At 53.5% G+C, this 15,868-nt stretch carries 10 protein-coding genes; 8 read left to right on the forward strand and 2 right to left on the reverse strand.

Going from position 1 to position 15,868, the window contains the following annotated elements:
- Nucleotides 1-27: 27 nt before the first annotated feature.
- From smc to NDQ72_04015, 4 genes are all read left to right on the forward strand, one after another.
- A complete protein-coding gene (gene smc / locus NDQ72_04000) occupies nucleotides 28-3,519 on the forward strand; it encodes a chromosome segregation protein SMC (GenBank protein WKD29117.1) in 3,492 nt (1,163 codons plus the stop codon).
- 886 nt (nucleotides 3,520-4,405) lie between these two features.
- Nucleotides 4,406-6,322 (forward strand): cell division protein ZipA C-terminal FtsZ-binding domain-containing protein, encoded by a 1,917-nt coding sequence (locus tag NDQ72_04005; GenBank protein WKD29118.1) that lies wholly within the window; start codon nucleotides 4,406-4,408, stop codon nucleotides 6,320-6,322.
- 87 nt (nucleotides 6,323-6,409) lie between these two features.
- Complete coding sequence (gene ligA, locus NDQ72_04010) at nucleotides 6,410-8,473, forward strand: NAD-dependent DNA ligase LigA (protein WKD29119.1); 2,064 nt, start codon at nucleotides 6,410-6,412, stop codon at nucleotides 8,471-8,473.
- Complete coding sequence (locus NDQ72_04015) at nucleotides 8,470-8,742, forward strand: YheU family protein (protein ID WKD29120.1); 273 nt, start codon at nucleotides 8,470-8,472, stop codon at nucleotides 8,740-8,742. The genes ligA and NDQ72_04015 overlap by 4 nt, the downstream gene beginning before the upstream one ends.
- On the opposite strand, the gene mnmC is transcribed toward NDQ72_04015, so the two are convergent.
- Nucleotides 8,736-10,754, reverse strand: coding sequence for a bifunctional tRNA (5-methylaminomethyl-2-thiouridine)(34)-methyltransferase MnmD/FAD-dependent 5-carboxymethylaminomethyl-2-thiouridine(34) oxidoreductase MnmC (gene mnmC / locus NDQ72_04020; GenBank protein WKD29121.1), 2,019 nt, complete (start codon nucleotides 10,752-10,754; stop codon nucleotides 8,736-8,738). The two genes, NDQ72_04015 and mnmC, sit on opposite strands and share 7 nt — an antisense overlap.
- A 171-nt stretch (nucleotides 10,755-10,925) precedes the next feature.
- Complete coding sequence (locus tag NDQ72_04025) at nucleotides 10,926-11,225, reverse strand: YciI family protein (protein ID WKD29122.1); 300 nt, start codon at nucleotides 11,223-11,225, stop codon at nucleotides 10,926-10,928.
- Between the two features lie 164 nt (nucleotides 11,226-11,389).
- Here NDQ72_04025 and NDQ72_04030 point away from each other — a divergent pair, with 164 nt between their 5' ends.
- From NDQ72_04030 to NDQ72_04045, 4 genes are all read left to right on the forward strand, one after another.
- Nucleotides 11,390-12,334, forward strand: coding sequence for a PHP domain-containing protein (locus NDQ72_04030; protein ID WKD29123.1), 945 nt, complete (start codon nucleotides 11,390-11,392; stop codon nucleotides 12,332-12,334).
- 63 nt (nucleotides 12,335-12,397) lie between these two features.
- Nucleotides 12,398-13,021, forward strand: a complete 624-nt coding sequence (locus NDQ72_04035; protein WKD29124.1) for an L-threonylcarbamoyladenylate synthase — start codon at nucleotides 12,398-12,400, stop codon at nucleotides 13,019-13,021.
- A gap of 270 nt (nucleotides 13,022-13,291) precedes the next feature.
- A complete protein-coding gene (locus NDQ72_04040) occupies nucleotides 13,292-14,068 on the forward strand; it encodes a 5'-nucleotidase (GenBank protein ID WKD29125.1) in 777 nt (258 codons plus the stop codon).
- A gap of 366 nt (nucleotides 14,069-14,434) precedes the next feature.
- Nucleotides 14,435-15,859, forward strand: a complete 1,425-nt coding sequence (locus NDQ72_04045; protein ID WKD29126.1) for an esterase-like activity of phytase family protein — start codon at nucleotides 14,435-14,437, stop codon at nucleotides 15,857-15,859.
- Nucleotides 15,860-15,868: the final 9 nt, after the last annotated feature.

Below are 15,868 nucleotides of genomic sequence, written 5' to 3' on the forward strand. Positions count from 1 at the left end.
CGCAAACAACCGCAGCTAAGGGTCGCAATGCGCTTAACCTCTATTCGTCTTGTTGGGTTCAAGTCTTTTGTTGATCCAGTAACGGTGCCCTTCGATGGCAATATGACCGCCATCGTTGGGCCAAACGGTTGTGGCAAATCTAATATCATCGATGCGGTGCGCTGGGTAATGGGGGAATCCTCAGCTAAAACCCTGCGCGGTGAATCGATGGCCGATGTTATCTTCAACGGCTCCACCGGTCGTAAGCCGATCAGCCAAGCCTCTATCGAGCTCAAGTTCGATAACCGCGATGGTGGCATGGGGGGCGTTTACGCGCAGTACTCAGAAATTGCGGTAAAGCGCTTAGTCACCCGCGACGGCCAATCCAATTACTTCTTTAATGGTCAAAAGTGCCGTCGGCGAGATATCGCTGATCTGTTTATGGGCACTGGTTTAGGCCCGCGTTCTTACGCCATTATCGGCCAGGGGATGATTTCACGGCTAATCGAAGCACGCCCCGATGACCTGCGTGCCACGCTGGAAGAGGCTGCGGGGATTTCAAAATATAAAGAGCGCCGCCGGGAAACCGAAAACCGTATGCGCCGCACCCAGGAGAACTTGGAACGCCTGGATGATATCCGTGAAGAATTGGACAAACAGCTCGAACGCCTTAAACGTCAGGCAGAAGCAGCCAAGCGCTACCAAGAGTTAAAGCAGCAGGAGTACCGGCTAAAAGGCGAGCTGGCGTTAGTACGCGGACGCGCATTGCGTGCTGAGCAATCTCACCAAGAAAGCCGAGTGCGCGAGCTGGAAATTGCGGTTGAGAAAGACGTATTTGGCGTACGTCAGTGTGAAACGCGCCTGGAACAAGCGCGCGAACAGCACGATGAACTTGCCGATGTACTAGAACGCCACCAGCAACAGTTCTTTGAAACCACCACCCGGATTGCCCGCCTGGAGCAGGATCAAGCGCATCGCCGCAGCCGTGAAGCTCAATTGGCGAGCGATATAGCAACGGCGCGCCGCGACCTTGATGAACAGCGCCGAGTCAGCGAAGGCGATCAAGAGCGACTTGTCGCGATAGAAGCTCGTTTAGAGGACTTGCTTCCAGAGCATGAAGCCCTTGAAGAGCAGCTAGAAACACTTGAGCAAACCTTAGCGGATGCGACTCCTGCTCTTGAAACTGCCGAACAGCAGTGGGCCGATGCAGAAAATCACTGGCGCGATGCCAGCCGGGAAGCGGACCGTAGCCAAGACCAATTACGCGATTTAGAGCAGCGTATTGCGCGCATGCAGGCGGAGAACCAGCGCCGCCGTCAGCAGCGTGGCGAACTTGCCGATGTTACTGAGCTGCGCAATGAGCACGCTGAGTGCCAAGCCCAGCGGGAAGAGGCTGAACAGCGTGCTGAAGCTTTTCAAACCGAACGTGACCATTGGCAGCAGCGCTATAGCGATGCCAAAGCCGCTTATCAGCAGGCCACCCAGGCGCGTGATCAGCAGCGTGCTGAACTAAGTCAACATCAAGGCGAACTCGCGTCATTGAAGGCGTTAATTGATGCCGCCTTGGCTGATCACGACCCAGATCTGAGCGATGCATTAGCGGCTCACGGCTTAGCCGATGCGCCACGTCTTGGTGAAGCGATTAGTGTTGCATCTGGCTGGGAGCGAGTGATTTCCTGGCTGCTGGCGCCGTGGTTAAACGCCCGTTTAGTGTCAGCGAACCAGCTAAACGCGCTACCTAATGCCCTAGCCACTGATTGGTGCTTAATCGACCAGGCTGAGCGGCCAGCGACATCCGCGCAGCGCTTGGATTCTCTGGTGTCTGGGGCAGGTGCGTTAGGCGAATGGTTAGCGAGTATTCACTTCGCAGAAACGAACGAAGATGCTGAGACGCTACTAGGTAATTTGGCGCCTGGAGAGAGTGTTGTCAGCCGCGAAGGCGTATGGCGTGGACGCGGCTGGTTGCATCAACAGGCCAATGGTGAAGGTGTTGATGCACTGTTGGTGACACGCCGTCGGTTTGACGAATTAGACGCCCGTCTTACCCAGGATGAAGACGCGTTAGCGTTGCTGGATGAGCAGTGCGAAGCCGCTAGCGAAGCCATTGAAGTGCTAGAGCAAACCCGTGAGCAGCAGGCTGAGCAAGAGCGTGCCCACGCCGCTTCGCTTCAGCAGCTTGCGGTGAAAGAGCAGCGACTAGCTCAACGCCTGGAACATTTAGAGAGCCGCGCCACTGAGTTGGATGATGAACTCGCCCAACTACAAGAGGATGAGGCGGAGTTAACGCTCACTTTAGAAGAGCAGCGTGCTCGCTGGCATGCTGCGATGGAACAGTTAGAAGCTGCTGCCGAAGCCCGTGAAACCAGCGCTGAACAGCGCAGTCGCCAACGTGAGCAGCGTGACCAGTTAAATCAACAACATGCTCCCATGAAGGCGCGTCAGCAGGCATTGGCGCTAGAGCGAGAGCGGTTGAATGCTGAGCGGAATAGCCTGCAAGCCCAACAAAGTCGTAGTAGCGATAGTGAAGAGCGCCTTTCGCTACGTATTGCTGAGTTAGAAGAGTCACGGGAAATGTTGGTAGAGCCAGACGAACTGGCTGCTGAAGAATTAGAGGAGTTGCTACACCAGCGCGAGCAGCAGGAGCGGCGTCTTAATGATACCCGCCAGCAAGCTCAGGCATTGGCAGAGCAACTGCGCAACGACGAGCTGGCTCGCCAGCAGCACGAGCGCAACTTGGAACAAAGTCGTGAGCAGTTACAACAGCGGCGTATGGATGTACAAGCACTGGCGCTGAAGGCGGCAACTCAAGATGAGCAATTAGCAGAACTAGGCCATGATCCCGATGCTCTAGCAGAGCACTTGCCTAGCGACGCCAGTGAAACTGCTTGGCAGGAGCGGTTGGAAAACACCACAGATAAGATTCGTCGTTTAGGTGCCATTAACCTTGCCGCGATCGAAGAGTACGATCAGCAAGCCGAACGGCGTAACTATTTGGAAGCTCAGCATGCTGAGCTTACCGAAGCATTAGAAACGTTAGAGCGTGCGATTAAACGCATCGATCAGGAAACTCGCGTTCGCTTTCGAGAAACATTTGACCAGGTTAATACGGGTCTACAAACGCTATTTCCACGGGTTTTCGGTGGGGGAGCTGCTTGGCTAACCCTCACCGGGGATGATTTGCTGGAAACCGGTGTGGCAATTATGGCGCGGCCGCCAGGTAAGAAAAACAGTACTATTCATCTACTGTCGGGGGGAGAAAAGGCGTTAACTGCACTGTCGTTGGTTTTCGCAATTTTCCAGTTGAACCCTGCGCCTTTCTGTATGTTGGACGAAGTCGACGCTCCGCTGGATGATGCCAACGTAGGCCGCTACGCCAAACTTGTTAAAGAAATGTCTGAAAGCGTTCAGTTTATCTATATCACCCATAACAAAATTGCTATGGAGGCTGCTGAGCGCTTGATGGGTGTAACCATGCAGGAGCCTGGTGTGTCTAGGCTTGTTTCGGTAGGGATTGATGAGGCTGCAGCACTGGTTGATTAAATGCTTTATCGGCAAATGCGGTGCCTTCAATGGTGGTGAACTAAACGAGTTTTCACCCATTAAAAGCCTCGGGAAATATGCAAAAATTGCGGTAGAGCAAGCCTATGACGGGTTGTGTGCTGAACCGATAGTGAGCCTTTCTGCTTTTGCTTAGCTATCCCAGATTAGGTTCATTAGTGGCTATTGATAGCGTTTCTTTCTTTATTTTGTGATTGTAAAATATCTTATTTATCATCGACTTATGTTTATTCTCGGTTTCTGATTAACTGCTTTGATCATGGGCGCTGAGGACTGCTCCTGCTAAAGCGTATCGTGCAGTTAAGCATGTTCATCTATCTAAAATTGACAAATCTGAAATGTGAACTTTCATTACCTTTGTATAGCGTTAGTTAAGGGTTTAAAACATATATGCTATGATTTCATTAGCTATTAAATACTATTCGTTACGACGGGTTTTTTGGTGGAGTAGGTTTGTAACAGATAGGTTTGTAGCAGAATAGCTTTTGATCGAACAGCAGTTGGCTGGGCAATTGAGCAGAAGAGCAGTGGCGTTTCGTTACGTAAGTTTGAATGTAGGCTTGTCATATTACGGTGTGAGAAGGCGAGCAAGGGAGCGAAATTCTCCCTGTAGAAAGCAGACGATGATGTGACGATGTGTCCTGTCGGGATAAATTAGCGCTAAAATGGCACTTTTCTTAGTTGATATAGTCAAAGATTTGGCCTAAAACACACCTTATGGGGGTGTTAAAGCGTGAAAATCTGCAAAAAGTGGCCCTTTTCGTAGCAACCGCGCTATGCTTGATGATAATTAGCTAATTTCGGATATGTTACGTCATTAAGGCATTGCGCCTTTGCAACCGGTATATTGACCCATGGAATGCTCGACATGGAATTAAGAGAGTGGTTAATCATTCTAGGACTGGCACTGGTTTCGCTCATCGTCGTTGACGGTGTGCGAAGGCTTCAGCGCCAACGCCGTGTGCCCCGCCTGGATCAAGCAGTCAAAGACTTGCCAGCCGCTAAATCCGAAGAATTTAATGATGAAGTCAAAGAAGCGGAAATAAACTGGGAACTGCCTAACGGTGGTGCGCGGGTCGTTAAGCCTGCTGACTACAGCAACCTTGGCCAAAAACCTAAGCTGGAACGCCAAGAGCACCCGGGGCCTTCCAAAGTACTGTCTGATTTTCGCCGTTCTTTTTCCAGCTCTGCCAGTTCGGCCAAGTCAAAAGCCAATGCGCATTTTTCGTGGTCTCGTAAAAATGAGCCTCGAAAACATGAACAGCCTTCTGCTGTCGGGCATCCCACGTCGACGAATCATACATCCGTTCAGCCAGATACTGCTTCAGCCGAGCACACGTTAGGCATGTCTGCAATTCCTGAACCCGAGCGCCGGGAGCCTAGCATATTTATGGCTGATGAGAATCCCAGCAATACTGTTAGCAATAAAACTCAGCACACAGACGCTACTCGCCAAACAACAAGTAGCAAGCCTGCCGCTACAGCTGAAGCCCATCGCCCTGATAGCCACGATCCACAGCCAGTATCTGAACCAACCGAGCATTACGAGAGCGTTAGCGGTCAGCAAGCTGATGTTGAGAAAGAACAGCCAACGGCTCAGCACGAAGAAGCTGAAAATCTTGAAGCTAACAGTCGCCTAGAGGCGGTATCAGCTGGAACTGAAGAACAAGTTGCATCAACCGTAAAGGCTTCGGTCGAGAAAGCGTCAGAAGAACCCAGTGCTGCAGCTGAGCCGACTGCAGAAGCAGAGCCGACGCTAAGAGTTGAACCTGAAGATGCCGTACAACATGCAGCTGACACGCCCAAGCGGCGTCAACTACGTGCAGATACTGCCGGTGAAGACAGAGAGCTAGACGACGATGAGGTTGATGAATATCGCTTGGTCGACTTCGAAGGCATTGGGCGTTCCTTTAAACGTCGTTTGATTGAGCGTCGTAAAGAGAAAGAGCGTAAGAAAGCAGAGAAGGCGAAACGTGCGGAAGCACTAGCCAAGCAAAAAGCAGAACGTAAAGCACTTGAAGCCGAGCGTAAAGCGCTTGAGGCGCAGCAGCGCCGTGAAGCAAAAGAGGCAGCTGACGCTGAAAAAGCACGTATTGCTCAAGAGCAAGCCGAAGCGCGTGAGGCCGCTGCGATGACCGCTGCCGCGGAGCGCGAGGCTGCGCAATATAATGAGCCGACGATTTCTGCGCACGACGAGAGTTATCACGATGTTGATGACTACGACGATTATGTGCCTGAAACGGGCCATCGGGATAACGTTGTACGTACACACCCCACATTAGAAAAAGCGTTACGCCACGATGTTAATAGCGAGCGTGCCAGAGATGCACTCACCGACGCTTCTGAAATGGTCGTGATCAGCGTGCTGTCGCGGGAGCCTGAAGGTTTTGATGGCGGTAAATTGCTTGAGCTAATCATGGCCTGCGGTCTTCGTTATAGCCGTGAAATGGGTGTCTTTCACCGTTTTGAAACAGAAAGCTTCGATAGCGAACTGCAATTTTCAATGGTGAATGTACTTAAGCCTGGTACGTTCCCCATTGAAGAAATGGATGAGTTTGTGACCCCAGGTATTACGTTCCTGATGCCGCTGCCCGGCGCTGAAGATAGTTCAGCAGCGTTTGAAGCGATGGTCGAAACGGCGATGGTTGTCGTACGCCATATGGGCGGTGAGCTTAAAGATGAAAACCGTAGCGTAATGACGGCGCAAACCATTGAGTTTGCAAGGCAGCGCGTTCATGAGTTTGAACGTCGCCATCGCTTGCAGCGCCAACTGCAAGCGCGTTAAGCATCGCGTTGCGTTAACACCCGCCTTCCTAAGGAAGGCGGGTGTTTTTGTTACTAAACACCTGTTTTTGTATGCCGGAACAACTGAATGAGTCAGCCTGAGAAAAAACTGCTGGAAGAGATTAGCCAACTGCGTGCCGATTTGGACGACGCTAATTACCGCTATTACATCTTAGATGAACCTAAGCTGACCGACGCAGATTACGACCGCAAGCTGCAGCGGTTGAAGCAATTGGAGTCTGAGTACCCCGATTTAATCTCACCGGATTCCCCTACCCAGCGCGTGGGGGCTGCACCAGCGGAAGGATTTCCTGAAGTTGCTCATGCGATCCCCATGCTTTCTTTGGATAACGCATTTAGCCGTGATGATATTGCTGCGTTTGCCGAGCGTGTCGCTGAACGTTTGGAGTGTCAGGCGAATAGCGTTGAGTTTAGCTGTGAGCCAAAGCTCGACGGTGCCGCGGTATCGTTAGTGTACGAGCAGGGCGCACTGGTCAGTGGCGCAACCCGTGGCGATGGCCGTACCGGAGAAGGCATTACATCGAATTTACGCACCTTGCGGTCTGTTCCGTTAAAGCTAATGGGCGACAACATTCCAGCGTTATTAGAAGTACGCGGCGAAGTTATTATGCGCCATGCAGGCTTTGAAGCGCTGAATGATCGAGCGAGGGAAGAAGGCAGCAAGGTCTTTGCTAACCCGCGTAATGCGGCAGCTGGCAGCCTGCGACAGCTCGACCCGCGGGTTACCGCAACGCGCCCATTAGAGTTTCATGCTTATCAAGTTGCCCGGCTCGATATGACGAATCTTGGCGACGGTGAGCTTAGCAGTAGCCCAATGACAACTCATAGCCAGCAAATGGAAAGGCTTAAGGCATGGGGCTTTCGCTCCAGCGCGGAGCTGCGGACTGTCAATGGTCCTGAGCTGGTGGCTGATTACTGCGAGCAACTGGGTGAAAAGCGAGACCAGCTGGGTTACGACATCGATGGCGTCGTGATTAAAGTAAACGATCTGCGCCACCAGCGGGAGCTTGGCTTTGTGGCGCGGGCGCCACGCTGGGCGGTAGCATTTAAGTTTCCTGCTCAGGAAGAGGTCACGACCCTTAACGATGTGGAGTTTCAGGTAGGCCGTACTGGCGCGATTACCCCGGTTGCTAGGCTAGAGCCTGTCACCGTTGCTGGTGTGACGGTATCAAATGCGACGCTGCATAACGCAGATGAGATCACCCGCTTAGGTGTGATGATTGGTGATACGGTGGCCATTCGTCGGGCAGGTGACGTGATTCCCCAAGTGGTACGCGTCGATATCGACAAGCGTCCTGACCAGGCGCGCGTGATTACCTTTCCCGAGCACTGCCCGGTGTGTGGTTCGGATATTGAACGGCTGGAAGGCGAGGCGGTCGCTCGTTGCTCAGGCGGGCTTTATTGTGCCGCGCAGCGTAAAGAGGCGCTGAAGCATTTCGCTAGCCGTAAAGCGCTAGATGTCGATGGGCTGGGTGAGAAGCTGATTGAACAGTTGGTGGACCTGGACTGGGTGAAAACGCCAGCAGACTTATTTCATCTCACCGCTGAGCAGCTTCAGACGCTGCCACGCATGGGGGAAAAGTCCTCGACCAACTTGGTAAATGCCCTGGATAAGGCCAAGCACACCACGCTGGCACGTTTTATTTACGCCTTGGGTATTCGCGAAGTAGGCGAAGCCACAGCGGCAAATTTAGCCAGCTACTTCGGTACACTTCAGACCTTGCAAGAAGCTGATCAAACGGCGCTGGAAGCGGTGAATGATGTTGGCCCGATTGTCGCCGCCCATGTTCACACTTTTTTCCGTCAACCCCATAATCTGGCAACGCTGGAAGCACTGCTTGACGCGGGTATCACCTGGCAAGAGAGTGAAGTGACGCAAGGCCCGACACCCTTAGAGGGGCAGACCTGGGTGCTAACCGGCACGATGGACACCATGACCCGCGATGAAGGTAAGGCACGGTTGCAAGCGCTAGGCGCTAAAGTAGCGGGTAGTGTTTCCAAGAAAACCACCTGCTTGGTAGCGGGCGAGGCCGCAGGCAGTAAATTAACCAAAGCAGAGCAACTGGGCGTTGAAGTGATCGATGAAGCCACCTTTATCGAGCGTCTAGCTGCCTGGGAGCAGAGTGAATGAGCCGTTTTATTGAAGTGCCAGCACGCATGCTGCCGCCGGAAACGCTGGATGCTTTGCTTGAAGCATTTGTGACACGCCAAGGATACGATACCACCGATACCGGTGCAGGTATGAGCGGCTGGGTAGTCGAGCTTAAACAGCAGCTTGAGCGTCACGAGCTGATTATTGCTCACGATCTTGAGTTAGAAATGACCGAGGTGATGACGCTCGCCCAATGGCGTTCCTTTGGGCGAGATCTTGCTGATGATGAGGAAGAGGGCGATTACTGAGCGCGTACTAGCGCACTGATAATCCGTCGCCCAGGGTGTAAATGATCCACTAACGATAGCTCTAGCGGCATCGGCTCATCACACATTCGCGAGGCAATGATTTCGGCGCAGAGCGGAGCGCTGGAAAGACCCCGAGAACCGTGTGCGCTAGATATCCACAGCCCTGAATGGTGCTCTCCTTGGGTATCTGGCACGTTAGAAGCATCTTTTTGCAACACCGCGTAATCCTGCTGCCATGCGTCAGCATTGGGCACTGGCCCCGCGTAGGGGCTTTTGTCAGGGCTGGCTGCCCTTACCGCAGCACGACCTGCGAGCGTGTCGGGGCTTAGCGTTACGCCCGCCGTTGCAAGGGTGGCGACCCATTCAGGCAGTGTTTGGCGTAGTTCCTCAATATTGCGCTGATGGTCTGCTGCCGTAACGTCGCTCGTGGCGTTATTAGGCACAAAGCTGGCCCCGAACGTCAGTACGCCTTCCACTGGCGGCGACACATAGCCACCCGCGCATACCACACGTTGCGGGCCTTGAACGCCTTCGGGCAGCTTCACTTCGCTCACCTGGCCGCGAACCTGCTGTAGCGGCAGCGCTGTGGTTTGTTCGAAGCGGTTAGCCAGAGACGCATTGGCTACCACAACATGATCAGCGGTCAGCGTTTCGCCGTTGGCCAACATGATCTGCCAAGCTTTACCGTCGGGCTGAAGGGTTGTCACTTCTCCCTGGTGCATAGTGATATTCGCGTGCTGTATTAGCTGTTCGCAGAGCAGTTTGGGGCGCACCCAGCCTGCCTGGGGATAAAACAGTCCGTGACTCGCTGTGATGGGAACACCCGCCAGCTCGCCAAGCGTCTCGGTTTGAGCGGATACCACCGCTTCTGGCAGCGGATGGCGTGCCATAAAGCGCTGCTGGCGAACAGCCTCCTTGTCGCTTAACGCCAGTTGTACCACGCCGCATGGCTGCCACAGCGGCGTTTCCTGTGACGAGGAGGACGCCCGCTGGCGTTGGCTAAGCCAGCGCTGGCTGTAGAGAAGTCCTGATAAATAGAACCGGCTTTGGTTATTCGTTTCCGCGGCTAGCTTTACATACAGCGCTCCCTGGCGATTACCGGAGCCACCAGCGCCGGGTGCATCGCGTTCAATGAGCGTTACCTGAACTCCCCGCTTGGCTAACGCTGCGGCCACGCTGCAACCGGCCATGCCTGCTCCAATGACGGCCACATGGTTCGCTGGCCTTGCCGCAGGCGGCGTGAACCAGGGTGTTAACTGGCGGCGAGTGTCTTTGGGCGGTGTGTCGATATCGCCTGCTAACATTTCCCGCTTGCGCCCAAACCCAGGGACCTTTTGCCAGCTAAACCCCGCTGCTTTTAACCCTCGTTTAACGACACCGGCACAGGTAAACGTGGCAAATGTTGCCCCAGGGCGAGAGCGTGCAGCCATGGCTTCGAATAGCTCAGGCTGCCACATTTCTGGGTTTTTAGCAGGAGCAAAGCCATCTAGGAACCAGGCGTCGACTTGACCGTCGAGTAGCTTCAGTCGTTCGGTGGTGTCGCCAAAGTGCAGATCGAGAGTCACTCGCTCGTTGAGATGCAGACGGTGAATGCCGCTGACGGCTTCAGGCCATTGGGCGCATAGCACTTGTGCATAGTGTGCCAATGAAGGCCAGGCGCTTAGCGCGCGCTCAAGAGATACTCGGTCAAGCGGAAATTTCTCGGTGGATAACAGATGAAGACGTGCAGTGCTCGGTGCGTGTTGTTCAAAACAGTCCCACGCGCACAGCATATTAAGCCCGGTGCCAAAGCCTGTTTCGCCAATCACAAAAGCGCGGCTGTGTTGCCAGTCCGCAAAGCGCTTAGGCAGGTGATTCGCCCCCAGGAAAACGTGCTCGGTTTCAGCCCGGCCATCTTCCCTGGAAAAATACACATCGTCGAAGGCCTCTGAATGGGGGGACGCCTCGTTCCAAGTGAGTAAAGGAGCCGTTAACGCCGCGAGCGGGGGCAGGGCAGTAGAGCGTTGAGTCACGCGGGTATCCCCGTACTGATGAAGTTTGTGTTAAAGATAGGTTAAAAATTGATCAACTTGTTGATAAGGGCATCAGCTCTAGCTTTGGGGAAAGCGTCCGCCGAGTTTTCACAGAGTTTTCCACAGGCTCTGTGAAAAAGAAGGCGGACTCTTCACACTCGCCTCTATCGGTCAAGGCATTACTTTTTTAAATGGCTTAACAATTACCTTGGCATAGACCCCAGCAATGATGTATGGATCGGCGTCAGCCCAGGCTTGCGCGTCCTCAAGGCTGTCAAACTCGGCAACGACTAAGCTGCCGCTAAAGCCTGCATCGCCTGGGTTATCGGTATCAATAGCGGGGTGGGGGCCAGCCAGAACCAAACGGCCTTCATCACGTAGCTTTTCCAGGCGACCAAGGTGATCCGGGCGTGCCGCTAGACGGCGCTCCAAGCTGTTGGATACATCTTCACTGATAATAGCGTAAAGCATGGGGATAACTCCTTGAATGCTAGGGCGGTTGTTCCGTACTGAATTGACCGCGCCCCTGTAAGCGCGCACCATGGTGAGCGACTGTATACCGTTAAGGGAAAACAGGGTGCCTGTTTTATTCACACCACCCTATTCTGACAAACTCGCCACACGGCGTCATGCTTATGCCCCTACTTCCTGCGAACTATCTTCCTGTAAACCTGCCCCGCGTGTTTGATGCCGACCAGCGTTATACGGTGGATTTACACATGCACTCTACCGCGTCAGATGGCGCGCTTACTCCTACCGAGTTGGTAAAGCTGTGCGCTGCACGTGGTCTTACCCACATGTCGCTGACAGACCACGACACCATGGAAGGTATTGAAGAAGCTGGCATCGCGGCGCAGCAAGCAGGGCTTTGCCTGGTGCCTGGCTGTGAGTTATCCACGCGCTGGCAGGGAATTAATATCCACGTAGTGGCGCTTATGCCCGGTGGCTTGCAGGGGCCTCTGGTAGAAGGGCTTGCATTGCAGCGCGAAGCACGGATCAAGCGTGCTGAAGTGATCGCTGAGCGGCTGGAAAAAATGGGCTTACCTGACGCGCTCGAAAAGGCACGCGCCCAGGCAGGCAGCGACCGCCCCTTAGGCAGGCCCGACTTTGCCCGCGCGCTGGTCGCTGAAGGAGTGGTTGATGACTGGGCCGGGGCGTTTAAGCGCTATTTAGGCAGTGGTAAAAAAGGCGATGTAAAAGCTCATTGGCCGGAAATCAGTGATGCAGTCGCCTGGGTGGTGGCCTCAGGCGGTGTGGCAGTGCTGGCGCACCCGCTGCGCTATGGGCTTACCCGGCGCAAGCGAGGTTTGCTGATGGATACATTTCAAGCCGCCGGTGGGCAGGGCGTTGAGCTAGTGAGTGGTCAGCAGAATCCAGACAGCACTCGCGATCTCGCTCGGCAATTAGTGGAGCGTGATTTATACGCCTCCATGGGCAGCGATTTTCATTTTCCTGGCAGCCACGCCGCCCCAGGCAGTATGAGCTTAATACCTCGCACTGCTGCGCCGCCGATTTGGCAGCATCCGCGCTTAGTTCATTTGCGCGATGCGCCCAGTGGTATGTTAGGTCCTGGGTCTTAAACCGCATATCGGCTAACCTAGAAACTAAATGGACAACGATATGCCCAAGGGCAGGAGCAAGCGATGAGTCAATATTTCCAGATTCACCCCGAAAATCCGCAGAAACGCTTGATTGATCAAGCGATAGATATTATCCGCAAAGGTGGTGTGGTCGCGTATCCGACGGATTCGGGCTATGCACTGGGTTGCCACTTGGGTGAAAAAAAAGCCATTGAGAAGATCAAATGGCTGCGCTCGTTAGACGATAAGCACAATTTCACGCTGATGTGTTCGGATCTTTCCGAGATTGGCACTTACGCGAAAGTGGATAACGCAGTGTTTCGGCTGCTGAAGGCTCATACCCCTGGCCCATACACCTTTATTTTGGATGCCACCACAGAGGTGCCGCGCCTGTTGCTGCACCCGAAGCGCCGCTCCATTGGCGTGCGTGTGCCTGATCACCACATTACCCACGCGCTGCTTGATGCGTTGGGTGAGCCGTTGATGAGCGTCACCTTGATTCCGGTAGGAGATACCCTGCCAATGAGCGATCCTGAGGAGATTCGCGACCGCTTCGGGTCACACCTTGATGCCATTATCGATGGCGGTGCTTGCCACCTTGACCCCACCAGTGTGATTGACCTACGCGAGCTGCCGCCCAAAATTGTGCGGGAAGGGCGCGGCGATATTACGCCGTTTACGAGTTAACACCATTCTCTAGTTGGTATTGGCAACCTCCTGGTGACAAGTCACGAGGGGGTTGCTGTCGTCCGCCTGTCTCTCCATCACCTAAAATCCACAAAAATCGTTAAACATGATATGCGTATCAACTTATTCATTTAGCGCGCTATCTTTCTTATTTGAATGATCAATAAAAATAAATTATGATGATTATGCTTATTATTGATAATTAATAATGATGGATGGTGTGGGATTCCCCTCTTAACCTGATAACCATCACTGACAGGAGATTGCTTAATGACGATATCTCGATACCGCAACGCTGCCACTGCAACCGCATTTGCAAGCTTGGCGCTACTTCCTTTATCAGGGAACGCAGTAGCCGACGACGCTAGCGCTTGTGATCAAGTTGAGTACGCCATGGGGCTTCGTTACCAACAGCAATCCGCAGAAATAACTGCTTTACAGCGCCAAGGCTTTGAACTGGCGACCTATCGCTTGGAAAAACAAATTGAGGCGCATGGTGAGGGTGCCGATTTGGCCATCATTACCGATGTGGATGAGACGCTCATCGATAATAGCGCTTTGCTAGTGCGCGATATGCAGGCCTGCCACGACTTCACTGCTTGGGATACTTGGTTGCATTGGGAGCGCGAAGGCGAGCCACGTTTGATCCCAGGCGCGAAAGACTTTCTCGAATTTGCCGATGAGCAAGGTGTGTCGATCTACTATGTGTCGGATCGCTACCAGGAAAATAAAGCGGATACGCTGGCCACTATGGAAGCATTAGAGCTTCCCCAGGTATCTGACGAGCGCGTCATGCTACTTGGCCCACCCAAGACTGAGCGTCGCGCTATCGTCGAAGACAGTCATACGTTGGTGATGCAGTTAGGCGATACGCTGCATGACTTCTCGGGTGATTTTGTCGATGCAAGTCTTGAAGAGCAGCGCGACCTGGTTAACGACCACGCTGAGCGCTTTGGTCAAGACTGGATTGTTTTCCCCAATGCCAGTTACGGAAGCTGGAGCGACGCGGAGCTTAACGCGTGGGAAGCACCGTTTGAAAGCGAATAAAATGTAACCACTTCCATCGTGCCGTTACTATAGAGGAGACGCCCTGGTTAATAGCCAGGGCGTTTTCCTTATTAACCCCGCAAGTTGTCCCTGTGCCGCTAGTCACTAACATGTCATTCACCTGTCATTGGTTGTCACTAAATTATCTTGGTGGCCGTGAACATAGCGATATGCCATAACAAATCGAACCTTGTCGGTGTGAGTACGTTTCATTAAGACAGCCGTGACGGCTCCACCCCCATTGGATATTCCTGCCACTAGACTTTTCTTAACTTGCCTTGCCCTGGGTCACGGTGGAAATTGTGCCTGTGGAGGCGGCTGAGACGCCAACGGGCGTCAACCTGTATTCAATAAGGAAATCAACCAATGAACCGTCATAAGCTTTTTATGGCATCCTTACTGACGTCCTCTCTGCTGGTGGGCTGCGGTGATAACGCTAACGCTGATGATACTAATGCTTCAGTGTTCGACAGCTTCCCCGCCGCTGGTGTGTTTCTTCCCCACAGCGTATTACGGGATGATCTACTAGATGGCAAATCTCAGCAGGCTTTTGAGATACGTAATGGCGGCTTTGGGTCGGCAATGACGGCGCATCCCACGGATTCAACGCGCTTCTATGCATTGACTGACCGCGGCCCCAATGCCAATTTTGTTGGTGACTATGGCAAGGGAAAAATATTTCCGACACCGGACTATACGCCCCGTATCGGCTTGTTTGAGGCTCAAGCGAACGGTGTGATCGAACAGGTTACTACCATTCTGCTCAAGCGCCCCGATGGAACCGAGATCAGTGGCCTGCCTAACAGTTTGGCACTCGGCGGAACGGGTGAAACTCCTTACCATGCCAATGGTCAACCGATCTTGGTGGACGATAGCCAGCCCTATAATGAAGTTACTAATCCGATCCGCTTGGATGATTATGGTCTGGATGGCGAGGGGCTGGTGGCACTCTCGGACGGCACCTTCTGGGTTAGCGATGAGTATGGCCCGCACATGGTCCACTTCGATGCCGAAGGTCGTGAAATCGGCCGTATCAACCCCTTTGCCGACGACGACAGGGTCGAGATGAACCTGCCGGCAGAGTTTGCCAATCGGCGTGCCAACCGAGGTATGGAAGGGCTGGCTATCACGCCGGATGAGAAAACGCTGGTAGGTATTATGCAGTCCACTCTGTACAACCCGGGCAGTACGGTGAAAGACCTGGATATCACCCGCATCGTTACAGTGGACCTGGAATCGGGCGAGACTGGACAGTACCTCTACCGCCAAGAGCAAAACCAGAATTCCAACTCGGAGCTTGTTGCGCTGAGCGCCACTGAGTTTTTGGTGCTTGAGCGAGATGGCCGCTTTCTGAGCGGTGGCCCCGACGGTGATGAGGCTGCGGCGCCCGATGCTCAGAAGCAGGTTTATCGCATTGACCTTGCCTCGGGCACCAATCTTGAAGCGGTCTCAGCCAACGGCGACCTGAAACAGGATGCCGAGCTGGGTCTAACCTTGGCAGGCAAAACCTTGGAAGAAGTGGTTCTAGAGCAGGGGTGGGGCGCTCTGGCCAGCGCTGGAATTGAGCCAGTGAGCAAGTCTCTGGTGGTGGATATGGTGGCGGAAGTCAACTATCCCCACGATAAAATGGAAGGTCTATGGGTGATTGATGACCAACGCCTGGGGGTACTGAACGACGATGATTTCGCCACCTGGTCCACCGATGGTCAACTCGAGCAGAAGATGCTGGACGCCAACACTGTGGATGGCGGCCGCTTGTTTATTATCGAGGCCGACCTGAGCACCGATTGATCAACGTAG

Origin of the sequence: Halomonas sp. KG2, assembly GCA_030440445.1 — a bacterium.
Taxonomy (GTDB): Bacteria; Pseudomonadota; Gammaproteobacteria; order Pseudomonadales; family Halomonadaceae; genus Vreelandella.

What these genes read in the sequence shown, in the direction of transcription:
- NDQ72_04005 (WKD29118.1), top strand. Translation starts at nt 4,406, where the DNA reads ATGGAATTAAGAGAGTGGTTAATCATTCTAGGACTGGCACTGGTTTCG.
- NDQ72_04040 (WKD29125.1), top strand. Translation starts at nt 13,292, where the DNA reads ATGACGATATCTCGATACCGCAACGCTGCCACTGCAACCGCATTTGCA.
- smc (WKD29117.1), top strand. Translation starts at nt 28, where the DNA reads ATGCGCTTAACCTCTATTCGTCTTGTTGGGTTCAAGTCTTTTGTTGAT.
- NDQ72_04025 (WKD29122.1), bottom strand. Translation starts at nt 11,225, where the DNA reads ATGCTTTACGCTATTATCAGTGAAGATGTATCCAACAGCTTGGAGCGC.
- ligA (WKD29119.1), top strand. Translation starts at nt 6,410, where the DNA reads ATGAGTCAGCCTGAGAAAAAACTGCTGGAAGAGATTAGCCAACTGCGT.
- NDQ72_04015 (WKD29120.1), top strand. Translation starts at nt 8,470, where the DNA reads ATGAGCCGTTTTATTGAAGTGCCAGCACGCATGCTGCCGCCGGAAACG.
- NDQ72_04030 (WKD29123.1), top strand. Translation starts at nt 11,390, where the DNA reads ATGCCCCTACTTCCTGCGAACTATCTTCCTGTAAACCTGCCCCGCGTG.
- NDQ72_04045 (WKD29126.1), top strand. Translation starts at nt 14,435, where the DNA reads ATGAACCGTCATAAGCTTTTTATGGCATCCTTACTGACGTCCTCTCTG.
- NDQ72_04035 (WKD29124.1), top strand. Translation starts at nt 12,398, where the DNA reads ATGAGTCAATATTTCCAGATTCACCCCGAAAATCCGCAGAAACGCTTG.